The organism is Candidatus Schekmanbacteria bacterium RIFCSPLOWO2_02_FULL_38_14, assembly GCA_001790855.1.
GTDB lineage: Bacteria > Schekmanbacteria > GWA2-38-11 > GWA2-38-11 > GWA2-38-11 > 2-02-FULL-38-14-A.
This window is the reverse complement of sequence record MGDH01000042.1, coordinates 38,188-55,117: the sequence shown is the minus strand read 5'-3', so window position 1 is coordinate 55,117 and position 16,930 is coordinate 38,188. Positions and strand designations below refer to the sequence as shown.

General features: G+C 37.5%; 19 protein-coding genes and 1 tRNA gene. 12 read left to right on the top strand and 8 right to left on the bottom strand.

All coding sequences use genetic code 11. The annotated features are described in order from the left end of the window. Positions 1-8: 8 nt before the first annotated feature. Together A3H37_08060 and A3H37_08055 are read right to left on the bottom strand one after the other, a co-directional pair. The gene (locus A3H37_08060) at positions 9-575 is read right to left on the bottom strand and encodes an AMMECR1 domain-containing protein (GenBank protein OGL47971.1); all 567 of its coding nucleotides are present in this window, start codon (positions 573-575) and stop codon (positions 9-11) included. A 6-nt stretch (positions 576-581) separates the two neighbouring features. After that, positions 582-1,403, bottom strand: coding sequence for an AmmeMemoRadiSam system protein B (locus tag A3H37_08055; protein OGL47970.1), 822 nt, complete (start codon positions 1,401-1,403; stop codon positions 582-584). Between the two features lie 557 nt (positions 1,404-1,960). Between A3H37_08055 and A3H37_08050 the strand changes: the two genes are divergently transcribed. Continuing rightward, positions 1,961-2,221 (top strand): hypothetical protein, encoded by a 261-nt coding sequence (locus A3H37_08050; protein ID OGL47969.1) that lies wholly within the window; start codon positions 1,961-1,963, stop codon positions 2,219-2,221. A gap of 67 nt (positions 2,222-2,288) precedes the next feature. On the opposite strand, the gene A3H37_08045 is transcribed toward A3H37_08050, so the two are convergent. Next, the gene (locus A3H37_08045) at positions 2,289-2,870 is read right to left on the bottom strand and encodes a superoxide dismutase (GenBank protein OGL48065.1); all 582 of its coding nucleotides are present in this window, start codon (positions 2,868-2,870) and stop codon (positions 2,289-2,291) included. Positions 2,871-3,170: 300 nt separating this feature from the next. Here A3H37_08045 and A3H37_08040 point away from each other — a divergent pair. Then, a tRNA-Leu gene (locus A3H37_08040) sits at positions 3,171-3,254 on the top strand. A gap of 203 nt (positions 3,255-3,457) precedes the next feature. Here A3H37_08040 and A3H37_08035 read toward each other — a convergent pair. The 3 genes from A3H37_08035 to A3H37_08025 all read right to left on the bottom strand — a co-directional run bounded on the left by A3H37_08035 (position 3,458) and on the right by A3H37_08025 (position 5,784). Next, a complete protein-coding gene (locus A3H37_08035; protein ID OGL47968.1) occupies positions 3,458-3,982 on the bottom strand; it encodes a hypothetical protein in 525 nt (174 codons plus the stop codon). A gap of 127 nt (positions 3,983-4,109) precedes the next feature. Further along, entirely contained in the window at positions 4,110-5,144 is a 1,035-nt protein-coding gene (locus A3H37_08030; GenBank protein ID OGL47967.1) for an alcohol dehydrogenase, read from the bottom strand. Between the two features lie 112 nt (positions 5,145-5,256). Then, positions 5,257-5,784: a hypothetical protein gene (locus tag A3H37_08025; GenBank protein ID OGL47966.1), complete on the bottom strand. Its 528-nt coding sequence runs from the start codon at positions 5,782-5,784 to the stop codon at positions 5,257-5,259. A 111-nt stretch (positions 5,785-5,895) separates the two neighbouring features. Between A3H37_08025 and A3H37_08020 the strand changes: the two genes are divergently transcribed. From A3H37_08020 to A3H37_08010, 3 genes are all read left to right on the top strand, one after another. Next, entirely contained in the window at positions 5,896-6,582 is a 687-nt protein-coding gene (locus tag A3H37_08020) for a hypothetical protein (protein ID OGL47965.1), read from the top strand. A 136-nt stretch (positions 6,583-6,718) separates the two neighbouring features. Further along, a complete protein-coding gene (locus tag A3H37_08015; protein OGL47964.1) occupies positions 6,719-7,180 on the top strand; it encodes a hypothetical protein in 462 nt (153 codons plus the stop codon). A gap of 259 nt (positions 7,181-7,439) precedes the next feature. Next, a complete protein-coding gene (locus A3H37_08010) occupies positions 7,440-7,751 on the top strand; it encodes a hypothetical protein (GenBank protein ID OGL47963.1) in 312 nt (103 codons plus the stop codon). Here A3H37_08010 and A3H37_08005 read toward each other — a convergent pair whose 3' ends face one another. Both A3H37_08005 and A3H37_08000 read right to left on the bottom strand, forming a co-directional pair. Continuing rightward, complete coding sequence (locus tag A3H37_08005) at positions 7,752-8,552, bottom strand: hypothetical protein (protein OGL47962.1); 801 nt, start codon at positions 8,550-8,552, stop codon at positions 7,752-7,754. Between the two features lie 273 nt (positions 8,553-8,825). Next, positions 8,826-9,302, bottom strand: coding sequence for a hypothetical protein (locus A3H37_08000; GenBank protein OGL47961.1), 477 nt, complete (start codon positions 9,300-9,302; stop codon positions 8,826-8,828). A gap of 184 nt (positions 9,303-9,486) precedes the next feature. Here A3H37_08000 and A3H37_07995 point away from each other — a divergent pair, with 184 nt between their 5' ends. From A3H37_07995 to A3H37_07965, 7 genes are all read left to right on the top strand, one after another. Continuing rightward, positions 9,487-10,326 carry a hypothetical protein gene (locus tag A3H37_07995; protein ID OGL47960.1) on the top strand — a complete coding sequence of 280 codons (840 nt, stop codon included), beginning with the start codon at positions 9,487-9,489 and terminating at the stop codon, positions 10,324-10,326. 4 nt (positions 10,327-10,330) lie between these two features. After that, on the top strand, positions 10,331-11,440 hold the full coding sequence (locus A3H37_07990; protein ID OGL47959.1) for a phospho-N-acetylmuramoyl-pentapeptide-transferase: 1,110 nt from the start codon (positions 10,331-10,333) through the stop codon (positions 11,438-11,440). A gap of 91 nt (positions 11,441-11,531) precedes the next feature. After that, positions 11,532-12,191: an SMC-Scp complex subunit ScpB gene (locus tag A3H37_07985; GenBank protein ID OGL47958.1), complete on the top strand. Its 660-nt coding sequence runs from the start codon at positions 11,532-11,534 to the stop codon at positions 12,189-12,191. Beyond that, entirely contained in the window at positions 12,085-12,849 is a 765-nt protein-coding gene (locus A3H37_07980) for a hypothetical protein (GenBank protein ID OGL47957.1), read from the top strand. Before A3H37_07985 ends, A3H37_07980 begins: the two co-directional genes overlap by 107 nt. 211 nt (positions 12,850-13,060) lie before the next feature. Next, complete coding sequence (locus A3H37_07975; GenBank protein OGL47956.1) at positions 13,061-14,221, top strand: inosine 5-monophosphate dehydrogenase; 1,161 nt, start codon at positions 13,061-13,063, stop codon at positions 14,219-14,221. 120 nt (positions 14,222-14,341) lie between these two features. Continuing rightward, positions 14,342-15,907, top strand: coding sequence for a glutamine-hydrolyzing GMP synthase (locus A3H37_07970; protein ID OGL47955.1), 1,566 nt, complete (start codon positions 14,342-14,344; stop codon positions 15,905-15,907). 234 nt (positions 15,908-16,141) lie between these two features. Next, a complete protein-coding gene (locus tag A3H37_07965) occupies positions 16,142-16,825 on the top strand; it encodes an ATP-binding protein (protein OGL47954.1) in 684 nt (227 codons plus the stop codon). The last annotated feature ends 105 nt before the right edge of the window (positions 16,826-16,930 follow it).

Genomic DNA, 16,930 nt, shown 5'->3' with positions numbered 1-16,930 from the left:
TGCTGGGTTCAACTTTTTTCCTTTTCCCCGAACACCTGAGCTGAGAAAATATAAATTTCAACATCTCCCTTCCAGGCATTTTCAGGAAGACCGGCTTTGATGGATGTGTGTTCGAGAAATGCTTCGCGGTTCCATCCATACTCTGTTGCAACCTGCGGAAGAAGAAGCCCTGAGTAAAATCCCTTTCTTATCAAGATGCCATGTCTTCCAACCTCTATTTCTTTTATGTCTTTAATTTTCCTGAGAGGTGTAAGCACTGAAATTTCAATATCAATTTCTTTGAGTTCTTTCTCTGTTACAGGAGGGAAGCGGGGATCCTGTGTAGAGGCTGCTACAGCCATTTCTGAAATTGTTTTCCCGAGGGTTTTTATTGCTTCGATATAACCGATGCAACCCCTCAACATTCCTTTTTTATGAATGGTTACAAAAGCCCCTCTCTTTTCCATGAATAGAGGCGGGAGATCTTCAAAAGAAGAAATTTTTTCTTTTTTAACTAAGGCTTCAATTGTTTTCCGTGCAATTTCCAGAGCTATTCTTTTTTCTTCGTCATTTAAATATGATTTTTCAGAATTCATAATCTTTCAAATATATATTCCTGCAGATAAATATCCAACTACCCGTGAATAATCTCCTGATGTATCCCCTGAAGTTGCATATTTGAAAATCTTTGACTTTTTTGCGCCAAGCAACTTTGATACCAGCATTGTAGTAATAACGGGACCTGCTCCGCAGGCTTCACATATTCCGTTATCAAAATTCTGCGAAAGTTTTTCAGGGTCAAGGAATTGCACGCAATCAATTACAGCTTTGTCAAGTTTAACAGCTTTTTCATTGGAATAATAGTGTGAAAGGTCAGTGCTTGCTACAAGCAAACTATTTTTGAAAACAATTTTTGAAATGGAAGAAGCTAAGGATTTGCAGTTTTCAACAGACCTGTCATACATAACAATTGGTACCATTTTAAAATTTCCCAATACTCTCTGGAGGAACGGAAGCTGGATTTCAAGGGAATGTTCATCTCTGTGTGCGCCTTCGTGAAAATAAAAAAATGGATTTTCTTTTATTAATTTATCTGATAAATCTTCATCTATTTCTACAAGCCCCAAAGGAGTTCTAAAAGCACCTTTGTTATAAACAGAAGCTCCTTTGATTGGAACATGGTGGCTTGGAGCTATTATTATGACTGTATTTATTTTCATTCCTTCAAGTTGTTTGTAGGCAAATGCAGCAACTGAACCTGAATACATATACCCTGCGTGAGGTGATATGAGAGAAATTAAACCACTATTGTCCTCTTTTTTGGCATTTGCCAAAAATTTATCTATCTGTGATTCAAGTGCTGCTTTTCCACCAGGATACCAGCTTCCTGCAATCACAGATTCCCTGATAGATTTTACATTCATAAAAACACCTTTAAGAATTAATTTATTCCTTTTGTCCTTTATGTCAATTCAAAAAATTCTAATTAATTTTAAAAAAGTTAGAAAATTAGATTTAATTACCGCTGATTGATTAAAGATTGCATCTTACAATGAAATTTATAACAATGAGAAACAGAGACAGTTTTATATAAATAAAATGTTGGAAAGTTTTATATTTTTACTTGACTTTACAATATATAGCATGTTAATATTTTGACGATACAAGATATAGATGGTTATAGTTTAAACAAATCAAGAAGGGGTGTTATAGATTCAATGATATCATTTAAATTGATTTTGATAGCCATTGGAGCGGCATCAGTTTTATTGCTTATTATGGTGGCAATAAATGCTGTTGGCGGAAATGGCAGGAACTCATAATTTAAACAGTTAATAGACAATTAGCTCACATCTCCATCTGTTTTAAAAAAAAGGGAATTTTTATTCCTTTATTCCTCAAACCCTAAATTACTCTTGACAAGAAACATCTTATAAATTAATTAGTAAGTAAATAACATTTTTAAGGAGGTATGTAGAATATGGCTGAATATTTTGTCTATTGTAATTACAAACAAAAGAAAGCTGTCATACATGAAGCGAGTTGTCCGGAGTGCAAACCTCATGCTGGTACCCCAACTGACTATTGGTCTGGGCCATACAATACAATTGATAGAGCAAGAAACTATTCTTTTGGCGCCTTGAAACAGGATATAAGCGGTTGCCCAAAATGTACGCCGATTGGAAAGATTAAAAACCCTCTTTCAATGGATTCTTTTATTGGCAAAGAATATGATAAATAAAAATTAGGAACTGTATTATAAAAAAAAGCCGCTCTGGTTTTTCCCGGTGCGGCTTTTTTATTTGATGTTATTTTAATATTCTTTCACTTACCTTCTGCCAGTTGATATTCTTAAAAAATGCCTCAATATAGTCTGCACGCTTCAAACCGTAATCAATCATAAAAGCATGTTCAAAAACATCCATTATTAAGAGGGGTGTACAGCCTGCCGGATGGCTGACATCGTGTTCATTAATCCAGAAATTTATCAGTCTGCTATTGGCATTGTCCCGATAGAGTGCGACCCATCCAATACCTCTCATAGTGCCGGTTGATTTAAAATCCTTTTCCCATGTCTCATAGCTCCCGAAGTCTTCAGCAATCTTCTTGGCAAGTTTTCCTGCTTTATCTATTCCTGTTTTTCCGCCAAGGTTTTCAAAGTAAAGCTCGTGGAGCCTCATGCCGTTGAACTCCCACCCCAGTCTCCTCTTCAGCTCTGCATATTCAGGAGTTCCTATCTTTCCCTCTTTTAGCATTTGGTCAAGGGTATCCAGAACTTTGTTGGTATTGGTGATATAACCCTGATACAAGGTGAAATGATTTTTTAAAATGGTTTCACTGAAACCTGACATCCCAATCAAACTATTATAATCTTTTGGCAAGTATGACATTTCCTTCTCCTTTTTGCTATTAGCAAATGAAAAATTAATTTTACTAAGTAAAAAAGCTAAACTTCCTGAGGCTGAAAGTTTTAAAAAAAACCTTCTGTTGAAGATATGCTTTCTATTAAAGAAAAACATATTTATTTGATTACTAAATTATAAACCTATGTCAACCAAAAAAGCTTGAATTTTTATTTTAGCTTGATATTATCTGAAATTGATTGCACAGATTAAAGAAAGATTACACAGATTTTTTTATATAAAACTAATTTCTGTAATCACAATTTAATCTGTGTAATTAGCCGACAGGCCGAAGTGGCGGAATTGGCAGACGCGCTAGATTCAGGGTCTAGTGTCCGCAAGGGTGTGGGGGTTCGAATCCCCCCTTCGGCAATATTATTTTTTGAAATTTAAAAATATTTTATTCCTATGTTCTGTTCTGTTTTTATCTGTTGTTACAGAACATTACCCTACAACGAAACATGTGTAACTGCAAGCTTTACCATCCACAAAATAGTAAATCAATCTGCTAAACAGATATTGAAACTCATTGCGAACGCATTTCTAACAGATTGCTGCAGGGAGCTTCCAATTTACTATTTTGTAGGTGCAGGCTCTGATGGCAATGATTCAGGAGCAGGTGCTGGAGCTTCAGGCGCTGAAACTTGAGCCGGTGCCTGTGGTTCTGTTGGTGTGGTAGCTGGTGCCATAGAAGGAGCAGTAACTGGTTGGGATGTTGATACTGGTGGTATTGCTGCAGGCATTGAAGAAGCAACCGGAGCCATTGGTGGTTCAAAAATACGTAATTTTCTGTTTCCAAGCAAGTAGTCAGGATGGATATACCAGTCTCCTCCAATAGAGGATTTTGCCATTGATAAGGCTTTATCATGTGCAAAACCAACACTACAAATCAATACAACGCCACTTGATACAAGACCTATACCAGTATAGAGGCACTTATAAGGTAAATAAACAGGAGTTATGAGAACGCTTCCTGTAATCCAGTAAGCTTTTTCAGATTTGGTCAAATCTGAGTAAGTTTTTGCGTTTACAAAAACAGCTGATAATAAATTAAAAGAAAAGAAAAAGAGTAAGGCGATTACAATTTTTTTTTGAAACATGAATATTCTCCCTTCAAAACAGTAGTTTATTTTAGATTTTTTCTTTTTTATAACAAAAGTTAAGAATTAAAGTCAATATATTTTATGAAATCTAATCTGTGTAATCTGAATTTAATCATGAATAATCTTATTCGGGAATGCTTATTACAATTTTACCAAACTGTTTTTTATCTTCCATTTTAGCCTGAGCATCTTTGAAATTTTTTAATGGAAAAACAGAATCGATTATTGGTTTAATTCTGTTGACATTAAATAAACTAAGAACCTGCAAGAACTCTTTCCTGTTTCCCATAGTAGAGCCGAATATTGAAATCTGGTTCCAGAATATCCTTTGAATGTCTGTCTGCGGATTTGGACCAGTTGTTGCTCCGCATGTTATGAGTCTTCCTCCTTTGGCAAGGCATGAAAGGCTTTTTGTCCATGTTGCAGCTCCAATGCTGTCAAGCACAACATCTACACCTCTTTTGTTGGTTATCCTCCGTATTTCTTTTACAAAATCTGTCTCGTTATAATTGATTCCTTCTTCAGCTCCTGCCTGTTTTGCTTTTTTTATTTTCTCATTATCTCCTGATGTTACTATCACCTTTGCTCCAATCTGCTTTGCTATTTGGAGAGCAGCGCTTGAAACTCCTCCTCCAATACCAAGAATCAAAATAGTTTCTCCTGCCAAAATTCTTGCTTTGCTTACCAGCATGCGCCAGGCAGTCAGGAATACAAGAGGGAAGGCAGCAGCTTCTTCAAAGGAGAATCCATCAGGAATCGGATGAACATTTTCAAAAGGGGCTTTTACGAATTCTGCATAAGTTCCGTTAACGTGTTCCCCTAAAAGATGAAAAGCAGAGCACTGGCTGTGTTCTCCTGAATTGCATTGTTCGCAAGCATTGCAGCTTACTCCGGGATTCAGCAGTACCTTATCGCCAACCTTCACGTTTTTTACATCTGAGCCTGCTTGTTCTATAATCCCGGCTCCGTCGGACCCGAGTATATGCGGAAATTCTACTTTTATCCCTGGAATCCACTGCCTGACCCATATATCAAGATGGTTTAAAGAAGCAGATTTTAATTTTATCAGTACTTCTTTTGATGAGATTTCAGGTTCTTTTATATCCCCGTATTTAAGTTTATCAATGTTGCCGTGTTCGTTTATAAAGACAGCTTTCATTTGGAAATCTTTTTTTTGACAGGCGGGACGCCTGTCCTACTAGCAAATAATTAGATAATCAAAACAGGCAGGTCGGGCGTCTCGCCTGACCTGCATTCATCCTAAAAAAAATTTACTTTACCCAAGTAACTGACCAGAACCCTTTTCTCGCATCCATATATTTTCCTCTATCAGGTTCAATCTTTATAACCTTAAACAAAAAATCAGAAGGAAGCATATTTTCGTTAATCTGCATCACACTGAGGCATTCCCTGAATACATCAGGGTTCTCTTTTTTTGTATATACATGAGCCTTTCCCCATATTTGCAGACCTCTTGAACCAAAGTAGTCTTTATGTCTGTTGTATGGTGATGCAATTGAGACTGAAACCTTTGGATTATTTTTTATATTTATTATCTTTATTCCCCCTTCTGAGAACAGGTATATGGTCAGTCCTTTGTTTCTGTACTCAATAGGTGTTGCTCTTGGTTCACTGTCCTTGGAAACAGTTGCAAGATGGAGGACATTGTTTTCATCAAGATATTCAATAATTGCCTGTTCCACTTTTTCAGAAGTCAGGTTTTCTTTTAGCCTTACACCACTTGCCTCCATTGCCTTTTTTAATCCTCCGGTAACTTTTGGAGCAGATATTTTTGCCATTGATTTCCTCTTATGAAATTTATAATCTATAAATATATTTTCTAAAACAAATATTTACCTCTTGTCAATATCTACTTTTTTTTGGTAAAATAAAAAAAATGGAAAAGCCAAATGTTTACCTTAGAAAGAAAGAGACATTATAAAAAATATTTAATTGTTATATTAACTGCTTTGATGTTTGTTTCAGCAAGTTCTGTCAAAGCAGATGTGTTTGAAGTCATAAGTGCGAGTTTGTTTTTTTCTGATGATGAAAATAAATTTACTGTTAAAGGAAATATTGACATTGGCTCCATAGATTTAACTGCAAATGATGTGGTTTTTGAAGTTGGTTCATACAATGAGACAATAGATGCAGGTTCGTTTGCAAAAAGCGGGAACAGATATCTTTACGAAGGGGAACCTGATGATTCAGGGATTAAGAAAATTGTTATAGACTTAAAGGCAAAAACTTTTTCCATAAATGCTTCCGGGGCTGATATTTCTGGCACAAGAAATCCTGTGGAAATATCAATAATGGTTGGAGATTCCTTTTATGAATGCGCTTCTGTAAACATGAAAGAAAAGGAGACAGAAGAAGTCGAGATTTGGAGTTTTAATGGTAAAAGCGAAAAGTGCGATAACAGTTCTGATTTTGATGATGTTACAGAAGTACAATCTGAAACAAGAACAATAGATACGATTCCAACAACAACCACAACGACTTCTGTTGCTATTACTACAACCACAACCACATCAACAACAACCTTTCCTGCTGAAAAAAAAGAAAAAACAAAAAAGAGAACCTGTTTGTTTTTTTGACAAGCCAAAAAATCAAGGCAGAATGCTTTTTCCCAATTTAGAAATTGTTCTTGACTAATGTCAGTTTAAATATAACATAAATTCCATAGTTTTAACTTTCAGTCATGTCTAAAAAACTGTATATTCTGAGGAAAGAATGAAGCTTTTAAAGAGTTTTATTGTTGTATTATTTCTTCTGAATGTATTTGCCTTAGCGGTTCAATCTGATGCGGCGATATTCAGGATTACCAGTGCTAAACTTTATTTCACTAAAGGGAATAATAGATTAATCATAAACGGGAAAATTGCTATCGGTTCTATTGATTTGACTGCGAATGATTTAACGATTCAGGTTGGTTCTTATTCACTGACTGTTGAAGCCGGTTCTTTTTCAAAAAGTGGCAAAAAATATATTATTTCAGATGAACTTTTAGCAATGGGATTTCCTAAAATTATTTTAGATTTAAAGGCAAAAACTTTTTCTGTTACTGCCTCGGGGATTGACTTGTCAGGAACAGAAAATCCTGTGAATATATCAATAACTATAGGAGATTCATATTCCGAGTGTGCGACTTTAAATATGAAAAAATTTAAAAAAAGGTGCTTTATGGCGGTTTAGCGGGATAAGCAAAAAATGCGAAGGGACTCCTTCGACAACAACCACGACTACTACTACAACGACGACAACATCCTCAACTGTATCAAGCTCAACAACCACAACAACAGATACTTCAGATTCTTCAACTACGCTGACATCAGTCACAACAACTACGACAACCTCAACGACGACGACAACAACTACTACCTCAACAACAACAACTATAAACTGTGATTCGGTTTTGCCTGATGGAACAGCCTACGGCTGTTCCATAAGTTTAATGGTTCCGGCAAATTGCGAAGAAATCACCCTTCCTTATCTTTTTGCATGGACAACCAATGGGACATATTGTGAGACTCCGTACAAATTTTTTATTGGTGGGAATCCTTGGACAGAAGCGAATACATGGCAATGGTCGCTCTCGGAAGATGTTTCAGGTTACCCTCAAATTGTCAAGAGTGGAGTCAGTGCTAAGTGGGTAACAGCTGCAGATCTTGCTAATCTTACAACTGATAACGGGATATACCATTGGGTTGTTACTGGCTGGTCCGGTTCCCATCCTGCGAGTCAGACCTTCAGGGTGAAGCAGTAATCAGTGTGTCTCCACTCCTCCGCACACATTGATTACCTGTCCTGTCATATATTCTGCATCATCTGAAACAAGAAAAGAAACCACATTGGCAATATCCTCAGGCTGTCCTATTCTCCCTTTGGGCAATCTTCCTGATGCAATCATAATTTCAGCGAGGTCATGCGCCGTAATGCCGCTGCTCGCTGACATCTGATTGTCAAGCCTGTCAAGCATGGGAGTCTCAATAAGCCCCGGACATATTGCATTTACATTTATTCCGTGGGCACCAAGATCATTCGAGGAACATATTGTAAAGGTATTCAGAGCTGCTTTTGCAGATGCATAGGCAGAGCATTTAATGGGCGGGGTTTTTGATACTATGGAGGAGATATTGACTATTTTTCCTTTGATGCTTTTTTCAACCATGGCTTTTGCCACTGCCCGGGTCATAAAAAACACGCCCCGTAAATTGATATTATAGATTTCGTCCCATTGCTCATCAGTCATTTCAAGAAGGTTTGAAGACTTTCCCTCGATTGCGGCATTGTTAACAAGTATGTCAATTTTTCCAAACTCATTCAGAGTTTTTTTTACAATATTTTCAACATCAACTTTTTCCCCAATGTTGCCGCTGATAGCCATGCCTTTTCCATCAAGGCTTTTTATCTCTTTTATTGTTTCTTCTACCTTATCAGCTCTTCTTCCTACTGCTGCAATGGCTGCGCCTTCTTTTGCAAGCCTTATGGCAGTTGCCTTTCCGATTCCTGTGCCTGCGCCTGTTATAATTGCGACTTTACCGACAAATCTTTTCAAATCCTCCATGTATTACTCCTTTGTTTTATAACTTTGAGGAATTTTTTGATATTTGTTTTTATCTTATAAAAAGTTTTTTTCTGTCATTGCGAGCGACTCCTTCGACAAACTCAGGATAAACTCTGGGAGCGTGGCAATCTCAGTTTTAAGCTATTAACTATCAGCCATCAGCTTTAACTAAGATTGCGGAACCTGCCATGAGTCTGTGAGATTGCTTCGGGGATTGTGTCCCCTCGCAATGACAGGCGAAGTAGTCTTGCTCCTTGCAGTGACAAGCCAATATTACATGCCGAATTTTCTCCCGCTTATTTCCTTTATATGAAGCTTAAACAGATTTGATTCATTCGGGTTTGAAAGCAACCCTTTTTTATACTGTGCAAAAGCCTCATCTGTGTCTCCTTTGGTATCTTCTATCAGTTTTTTAAAATGTTCTTCCATTAAATCAAGTAAATAAATCAGTTCCTCTTTTTTAGCAACCCTTTCCATTTTTCCTTTTGCAATTACAGACTTCCAGCATCTTTTTTCAGAAGATTCTGGGTCTTCGAAGGTGCTGAATACCGTATAGCAGACATCAGTATTTCTCATTATTGCTTTAATAGCCTTTCCGCCAATAAGCATCGCAAAATTCATAGTCTTGCCATCATAATAATACGGTATTGGTATGCCGTAAGTTCCGTCATCATCTTTCATTGACAAAACGCCAATCCACTGAGAGGATAAAAACTCATCAATCTCTTTTCTTATCATTTCAACAGACATAAAAAATCTCCTGTAATTTTAAACAGAGATTGGCTAATCTTTAGACAAAATTTTATGTACAGGTTAAGGAATATTTATTCTCAGGTCTCAATCCGGCAAAATTTAATAACATTGACTTTATATTTTTTTAAGATAAAATGCAAAGACTAAATTTAAAACTTTAACGGTTTGATATTAAACAAAAATGCTTTCTCTTTTTAGAACAAAAAAATCACTTCTTAAAAAGAAAAAATATCTGGATGCGGAGAGGCTTTTACGCCATGCAAGAAATAGCGAAGCCTTTAAAGTCCAACCGACGCTTTTTGAAGAAAAAAAAGTGGCTTCTGAAATGGTGAAAAGCGGAGAAATAGATTATGAAGCAGTAAAGAAAAAAGCCTTAGACTTTATTTTTGACAAAAACTGGAAAATAAGAAATATTGGAGTGAAACTTTTTGGAGAAATACGGTGCAAGGATGGAGTCCAGTCTTTGTGCAATATGCTTTCAGACAGGAAAGAGATAGGTTTTATACGAAGGAATTCTGCAAAAGCCCTTGGAATGATTGGTTTGAACACACAAAATGCAATTGAAGCATTGTCTGAATCTGTAAACGATAACTACTGGGAGATAAGGACTGAAGCAATTAAGAGCCTTGGCCTGCTTGCCGGGAAGAAGAGTGAAATCGAGGCAATATTGCTTACGAGATTGCTGGGAAAGAATTTTCATAACGAGCTTTCAGGAAATGAAAAAACCAGAATAAATTTCAGGGAAAAAAACTTTGAGGTAAGAGAGGCAATCGCTGAGAACATGGGCAGGGTGGGTGTATCAAAAAATGCAGTTTTAGCACTGAAATATCTATTGAAAGATGATATATGGATGGTAAGGGCAAAAGCCCTTCGTTCGCTTTCACTGATGATGGGCAATGATAATGAGGAATTCAGAAAGATTACATCAGGTGTTGATTTGACCTGTGAATCCTTTGTTCCTGTTTTTCCGTTAAAAGAGGTTTTTTCTGAAATTGTGGTTAACAACAGAGTGAAGAAATAAGAATATGCTGTATTTCCTTTACGAACATTTTTATTCCAATGATTCTGTCTTTTCATTTCTCAGACTGTTCCGCTATTTAACCTTCAGGATTATTTATGCAATGCTTACTGCCTTTCTGATAAGCATTATTCTTGGCAGACCTGTAATCAGATGGCTTAAGGAAAAGAACATAAAGGATACATCCAGAGAGGAACTGGCTGTAATAGATGCATCAAAGAAGGAGGGGACTCCAACAATGGGAGGCATCCTTATAGTTTTTTCAATACTGATACCTGCAGTATTATGGTGCAATCTTTCAAACAGGTTTATTCAGATAATTATAACCACTACACTCTGGTTTTCAGTTGTTGGATATTATGATGACCTTCTGAAAATTAAATATAAAAACAAGGATGGTCTATCAATACCAAAGAAACTTTTTTGCCAGTTTGTTTTTAGTTTTATTCTTGGTGTTCTCCTGATTTCAGACTATTCGCCGTTTTGGCCCACAACAACCAACGCAACTCTTCTCAATATTCCGTTTTATAAATACCCGATAACTGACCTCAACTGGTTTTATATTCCATTTGTTATCTTTGTGGTGATAGCCACTTCAAATGCGGTAAATTTTGTGGACGGTCTCGATGGACTGGCAATAGGCCCGATTATTCTGAGCACTCTTGTCTTTGGGGTCTTCTCTTATGTGCTCGGGAATATGAATCTGTCACAGTATTTTCAGTTCAACTATATAAAAGGGACAGGGGAGCTTTCTGTTTTTTGTGCGGCTGTGATAGGGGCAGGAATAGGATTTCTATGGTATAACGCATACCCTGCACAGCTTTTTATGGGAGATATGGGCTCTATGACACTCGGTGGGATAATCGCAGTCATAGCTATAATGGTTAAACAGGAGGTGCTGATAGTGCTTGCAGGGATGATATTTTTCATAGAAGGATTGACAGTTTTTCTTCAGATGATTTCAATAAATTATATAGGAAGGCGACTCTTTTTCATGGCTCCCTTGCATCACACCTTCCAGAAAAGAGGGATTGCAGAGCCGAAGGTGGTTATAAGGTTCTGGATAGTGGCGTTGATTTTTGCTTTAATAGCACTGAGCACATTAAAGATAAGGTAAAGAAAATTGGGGCATGAAAAATGGCGGGACAAGAATGTCCCGCTTATCGATAGACGGGGTTTTCTAACCCCGTTGATGGAAGGATTTTATTATGGGTGAAGAAATAACATTTGATAAAATCAAGGCAATTGCAGAAGCGCTTATTTTTGTTTCAGATATTCCTTTATCCATTAACAAGATAAATGAAGTTCTGGACAAAACAGATGTGGCTACTATAAAAACTGCCATTTTGCAGCTTCAGGATGAATATGAGAAGGGAGGAAAGGGAATTCAGATAATAGAAGTTGCGAATGGTTATAAGATGTGTACAAGAAGCGAGTATTCTGATTATGTAACAAAACTTTTTACTCATAGAAAAAAGGCAAAACTTTCAGCCCAGGCTTTGGAGACATTGGCTGTAATTGCTTATAAGCAGCCAGTCACCAAGCCTGAGATAGAGGAAATAAGAGGGGTTAACATAATTGGGGTGCTGAAAACACTTCTTGACAGGAATATGATAAAGATACTTGGAAAAAAAGATGCGGTAGGAAGGCCTATTTTATATGGAACTACAAGAGAATTTCTGGAATATTTTGGTTTAAAGGATTTAACAGACTTACCTACTCTAAAAGACTTTTCAGAATTTGATTTGGGCGAGATTAAAAATGAAACAGAAAAACTTAGTGAGAATACAAAAAGTGATGTCCCAAATGGGGATATCGTCGAGGAGACAGTCAGAGAAGATGATGGTGGAAGGGCGGATAATTCTTAATAGTAAGATTGTAACTGAGCTTGGGACAAAGATGGACCCTGAAACCGACCACCTGAAGGTAGACGGAAAGCCTGTTAGAATAAAAGAGAACAGAATATATATGGTATTGAACAAGCCAAAGGGATATCTGACTACCTCTTTTGATGATAGAAGCAGGCCAACAATTTATGATTTGATTAATAAAAAAATAAAAATGTGGTTATTTACTGTGGGAAGGCTTGACTACAACTCAGAAGGTCTGCTTCTGCTTACAAATGATGGCCAGATGAGCAGGTATCTTACTCTTCCTCAAAATAACATTGAAAGGATATATGAAGCCAAACTTCAGGGAGTCATCAAGAAAGAGGAGTTGAAGAAAATTAATGATGGCATAATGCTTGAAGATGGATGGATTTCAAAACCAAAAGTAAGGTTTTCAAAAAAGACTAAGGAAAACTGCTGGGTTGAAGTAATACTTAAAAGCGGGAAAAACAGGGAGGTAAGAAGAATTTTTGAAAGAGTGGGATATAATATATTGAAGCTGAGAAGAATCAGTTTTGGTCCAATAAAATTAGGAGACATAAAGCCGGGGGAACTCAGGCATCTAACACCTTTAGAGATAAATAAATTAAATTTGTTGTGCAGTAACAAAACAGTTGAAATCAGGAATAGGAAATAGTAATTAAACTCAAATTTTAGAAATAAAAGCAAAATGTGTAGCCTGCCTGCGGCAGGCAGGCACTTTATGCGGAATTCATGGTTCGACTGGCTCACCATGCATCCTGAGCTTGTCGAAGGACTGGATTCCTGCTTTCGCCTGCCTACCGCAGGCAGGCAGGAATGACGATGTGAAAAAAAACAAAGGAAAATAATATAGGAGGTAGATGAATATGGGAATGTGGGTCGGAAGAAACCGGAAGGCAAGGCGCTGTTACGGGTTTGATGAGATTGCCCTTGTTCCTGGAGAGGTAACGATAAATCCTAACGAGGTTGATATAAGCTGGGAAATAAGAGGGAAGAAATATGATACTCCAATAATCGCAGCGGCTATGGACGGAGTTGTTGATACAAGGTTTGCAATAGAATTTGGAAAACTTGGTGGGATTGCTGTGATGAACCTTGAAGGAATACAAACCCGTTATGAGAATCCTGATGAAATTTACGACAGGATTTCAAATGCTGCAAATGATGTGGCGACCAAACTTGTGCAGAGTATTTATCTTGAACCAATCAAGGAAGAGCTTATTAGTGTAAGGATAAAGGAAATTAAAAAGGCAGGTGTTCCGGCTATTGTTTCAGCAATACCTCAGAAAGCTTATAAATATGGGAAAATTGCGCAGAATGCTGGCGCTGATATCTTTATTGTCCAGTCAACAGTAACCACAGTCAAGCATATTTCAAAGGAATACGAGTCAGTGGATTTTGAAAAGCTCTGCAATGACCTATCCATTCCTGTAATAGTTGGAAATTGCGTAACATATAAAACAACGCTGGAATTGATGGGAACAGGAATTGCTGCGGTTCTTATAGGAATCGGACCCGGGGCTGCGTGCACAACAAGGGGTGTGCTGGGAATCGGTGTGCCTCAGGTAACTGCAACCTGTGATGCAGCAGCAGCAAGGGATGAGTATTTTAAAAGGACTGCCCGCTATGTCCCCATTATAACTGACGGTGGCATGAACACCGGCGGAGATATATGCAAAGCCATTGCATGCGGTGCTGATGCTGTAATGGTTGGGTCTGCATTTGCTAAGGCAAAAGAGGCTCCCGGAAGAGGATTTCACTGGGGTATGGCAACCCCTCATGCTAATCTCCCGAGGGGGACAAGGATAAGGGTTGGAACAACAGGAACATTAAAGCAGATACTGTACGGACCTGCTGAACTTGATGATGGCTCCCAAAACCTTATTGGAGCGTTAAGGACTTCAATGGGAAACTGCGGTGCATCAAATATAAAAGAAATGCAACAGACAGAATTAATCATAGCTCCTGCCATGAAAACAGAAGGAAAGATATTCCAGCAGTCACAGCGTGTCGGAATGGGGAAGTAAATAAAAGCTCAAATGTCAAAGTTCAAAGCTTAAATAAAATCTAAAGTTCAAAGAAGCTAAAGTTTTGGGATTTGGAATTTGGCATTTATTTGAAATTTGGATTTTGATATTTGAACTTCAATGAAGAATGATATTCATAAAGAAAAAATTCTGATACTTGATTTTGGTTCACAGTATACACAGTTAATTGCAAGAAGAGTAAGAGAACAGAAGGTATACTGCGAAATTCACCCCTTTAATTATCCATTTAAAAAAGCAATAGATTTCAATCCTAAAGGAATAATTTTTTCAGGAAGTCCTTCAAGCGTTTTTGATAAAAACTCTCCAAAATGCGACATAGGGATATTTAAACTTAATGTGCCTGTTCTTGGGATATGCTATGGACTTCAGTTTCTGACAACATTTTTTGGAGGAAAAGTAGCCAAATCTGAAAAAAGAGAATTTGGTAGGGCTATTTTAAGAATCACTAAGGGCGACGGGATTTTTAAAGGAATAAAATCAGTCAGAAAAAGCGACGGACATACTGTTTGGATGAGCCATGGAGACCAGATACTAAAATTGCCTGAGGATTTCATACCAATAGCTCAGACTGACACCTGTCCTTATGCTGCTGTCAGAAACAGGGATGGAAAGATTTTTGGTGTCCAGTTTCATCCTGAAGTGGTTCATACAAGAATCGGGAAAAAGGTGTTAAGAAATTTTCTTTTTGATATCTGCAAATGCAAACCCCTCTGGAATATGAAATCTTTTATTGCCACTCAGATAGAGAATATAAGAAAAACGGTTGGGAACAGAAAAGTAATATTAGCTTTGAGCGGTGGAGTTGATTCTTCTGTTGCAGCAGTTCTTCTTCACAAGGCATTAGGCAGAAATCTCAAGTGTGTGTTTGTCAATAATGGAGTTTTGAGGGAAAATGAAGCCAGTCAGGTAATAAAAAGGTTTAAAAACAATTTTCACATAAACCTCAGTTATGTTGATGCAGGAAGAGAGTTTCTTAAAGATTTAAAAGGTGTTACTGACCCGGAAAAAAAGAGAAAAATAATTGGCAACAAATTCATAAGAATCTTTGAAAGAGAGGCAAGAAGATTAGGGAAAATAGAGTTTCTTTCTCAGGGAACACTTTATCCTGATGTAATAGAATCTGTTTCATTCAAAGGTCCATCAGCAACAATAAAAAGCCATCACAATGTCGGGGGATTGCCGAAGGATATGAGGCTTAAGCTTATAGAGCCTTTCAGAGAGCTTTTCAAAGATGAGGTGAGGTTGGTTGGAAAAGAGCTTGGATTGCCTGATGAGGTAATCTGGAGACAGCCTTTTCCGGGTCCCGGTCTTGCTGTTAGGATTTTAGGAGAGGTAACAGAGAAGAGACTTAAAATTCTAAGAGAAGCAGATACAATAGTGGTTGAAGAAATAAAGAAGGCTGGTTTGTACAGGGAGATATGGCAGTCATTTGCAGTTCTTCTGCCGGTTAAGAGTGTAGGAGTGATGGGAGATGAAAGGACATATGAAAATGTTGTTGGCATAAGGGCTGTTTCAAGCCTTGATGGAATGACTGCTGACTGGGTAAGGCTTCCCTATGATTTAATGGCAAGGATTTCAAACAGGATAATAAACGAGGTAAAGGGCGTAAACAGAGTAGTCTACGATATAAGTTCAAAACCCCCAAGCACGATTGAATGGGAGTAGGGAAGGGTTAAGAAGTAGTAGAACCGCTTGCCAGCAAAATGTTTTTAAAATCATCATGTAAAAAGAATTTGTTTATTTCTTGTAGGGACAGGGCTTGACCCTGTCCAATCTGATATAGCTGCCTGACTGCCGAACAGGCAGGCAGAGCCTTGCTCTGCCTATAAGTGAGGACAGCCGCCTGCCTGACGGTAGGCAGGCAAGGGCTGTCCCTACAAAATATTAAAAGGTATAACGATGGCTGAAAAAGTTCTTTTTACATGGAGCGGGGGGAAGGACAGTGCGATGGCTCTAAATGAGTTACAGAAGGGTAGTGTTTATGAAGTATCAGCACTGCTGACAACTATAACAGAAAAATATGACAGGGTGAGCATGCATGGAGTCAGGCGTATTCTTCTTGAAGAGCAGGCAGAATCTTTAGGGTTTCCACTTGAAAAAATCTTTATTTCTGAAAAATCTTCAAATGAAGAATATGAAGCAAAAATGAAAGAGAAACTGGTTTCATATAAAGACCGGGGGATTTTGTCTGTGGTTTTTGGTGATATATTTTTAGAGGACTTGAGAAAATACCGTGAAGAGAACCTCGCAAAAATTGGGATGAAGGCAATTTTTCCAATCTGGAAACAAGACACAACCAAGCTTGCAGATAAGTTTATAGACTCAGGCTTTAAGGCAGTGATAACCTGCGTTGACACAAACGTTTTTGATAAAGGATTTGCAGGCAGAATATTTGACAGGCAATTTCTATCTGACCTTCCTTCAAACGTTGACCCCTGCGGTGAGAATGGAGAATTTCATACATTTGTATTTGATGGGCCCATATTCAGAAGGAAAATATTATTCAATATTGGAGAAATTGTACTGAGAGAGAACCGTTTTTATTTTTGCGATTTAATACCTGTTGAAAAAGATGTTTCCTGATAAAGAAAATTCCATGGCAATTTAACATCAGTAACTTTTTTAATAACACTTCTTTTTATTTCATAAAAGCTTTGCATTTTGCATTTGACAGGATTATATTTTTAT

Excerpts from the sequence above, each read along its gene's own strand:
- A3H37_08010 (OGL47963.1), top strand. The coding sequence starts at position 7,440 with ATGGTTCCGGCAAATTGCGAAGAAATCACCCTTCCTTATCTTTTTGCA.
- A3H37_07975 (OGL47956.1), top strand. The coding sequence starts at position 13,061 with ATGGGAATGTGGGTCGGAAGAAACCGGAAGGCAAGGCGCTGTTACGGG.
- A3H37_08015 (OGL47964.1), top strand. The coding sequence starts at position 6,719 with ATGAAGCTTTTAAAGAGTTTTATTGTTGTATTATTTCTTCTGAATGTA.
- A3H37_07995 (OGL47960.1), top strand. The coding sequence starts at position 9,487 with ATGCTTTCTCTTTTTAGAACAAAAAAATCACTTCTTAAAAAGAAAAAA.
- A3H37_08000 (OGL47961.1), bottom strand. The coding sequence starts at position 9,302 with ATGTCTGTTGAAATGATAAGAAAAGAGATTGATGAGTTTTTATCCTCT.
- A3H37_08025 (OGL47966.1), bottom strand. The coding sequence starts at position 5,784 with ATGGCAAAAATATCTGCTCCAAAAGTTACCGGAGGATTAAAAAAGGCA.
- A3H37_08005 (OGL47962.1), bottom strand. The coding sequence starts at position 8,552 with ATGGAGGATTTGAAAAGATTTGTCGGTAAAGTCGCAATTATAACAGGC.
- A3H37_07985 (OGL47958.1), top strand. The coding sequence starts at position 11,532 with ATGGGTGAAGAAATAACATTTGATAAAATCAAGGCAATTGCAGAAGCG.
- A3H37_08050 (OGL47969.1), top strand. The coding sequence starts at position 1,961 with ATGGCTGAATATTTTGTCTATTGTAATTACAAACAAAAGAAAGCTGTC.
- A3H37_08020 (OGL47965.1), top strand. The coding sequence starts at position 5,896 with ATGTTTACCTTAGAAAGAAAGAGACATTATAAAAAATATTTAATTGTT.
- A3H37_08055 (OGL47970.1), bottom strand. The coding sequence starts at position 1,403 with ATGAATGTAAAATCTATCAGGGAATCTGTGATTGCAGGAAGCTGGTAT.
- A3H37_08045 (OGL48065.1), bottom strand. The coding sequence starts at position 2,870 with ATGTCATACTTGCCAAAAGATTATAATAGTTTGATTGGGATGTCAGGT.
- A3H37_07980 (OGL47957.1), top strand. The coding sequence starts at position 12,085 with ATGAAACAGAAAAACTTAGTGAGAATACAAAAAGTGATGTCCCAAATG.
- A3H37_08035 (OGL47968.1), bottom strand. The coding sequence starts at position 3,982 with ATGTTTCAAAAAAAAATTGTAATCGCCTTACTCTTTTTCTTTTCTTTT.
- A3H37_08030 (OGL47967.1), bottom strand. The coding sequence starts at position 5,144 with ATGAAAGCTGTCTTTATAAACGAACACGGCAACATTGATAAACTTAAA.
- A3H37_07965 (OGL47954.1), top strand. The coding sequence starts at position 16,142 with ATGGCTGAAAAAGTTCTTTTTACATGGAGCGGGGGGAAGGACAGTGCG.
- A3H37_08060 (OGL47971.1), bottom strand. The coding sequence starts at position 575 with ATGAATTCTGAAAAATCATATTTAAATGACGAAGAAAAAAGAATAGCT.
- A3H37_07970 (OGL47955.1), top strand. The coding sequence starts at position 14,342 with ATGAAGAATGATATTCATAAAGAAAAAATTCTGATACTTGATTTTGGT.
- A3H37_07990 (OGL47959.1), top strand. The coding sequence starts at position 10,331 with ATGCTGTATTTCCTTTACGAACATTTTTATTCCAATGATTCTGTCTTT.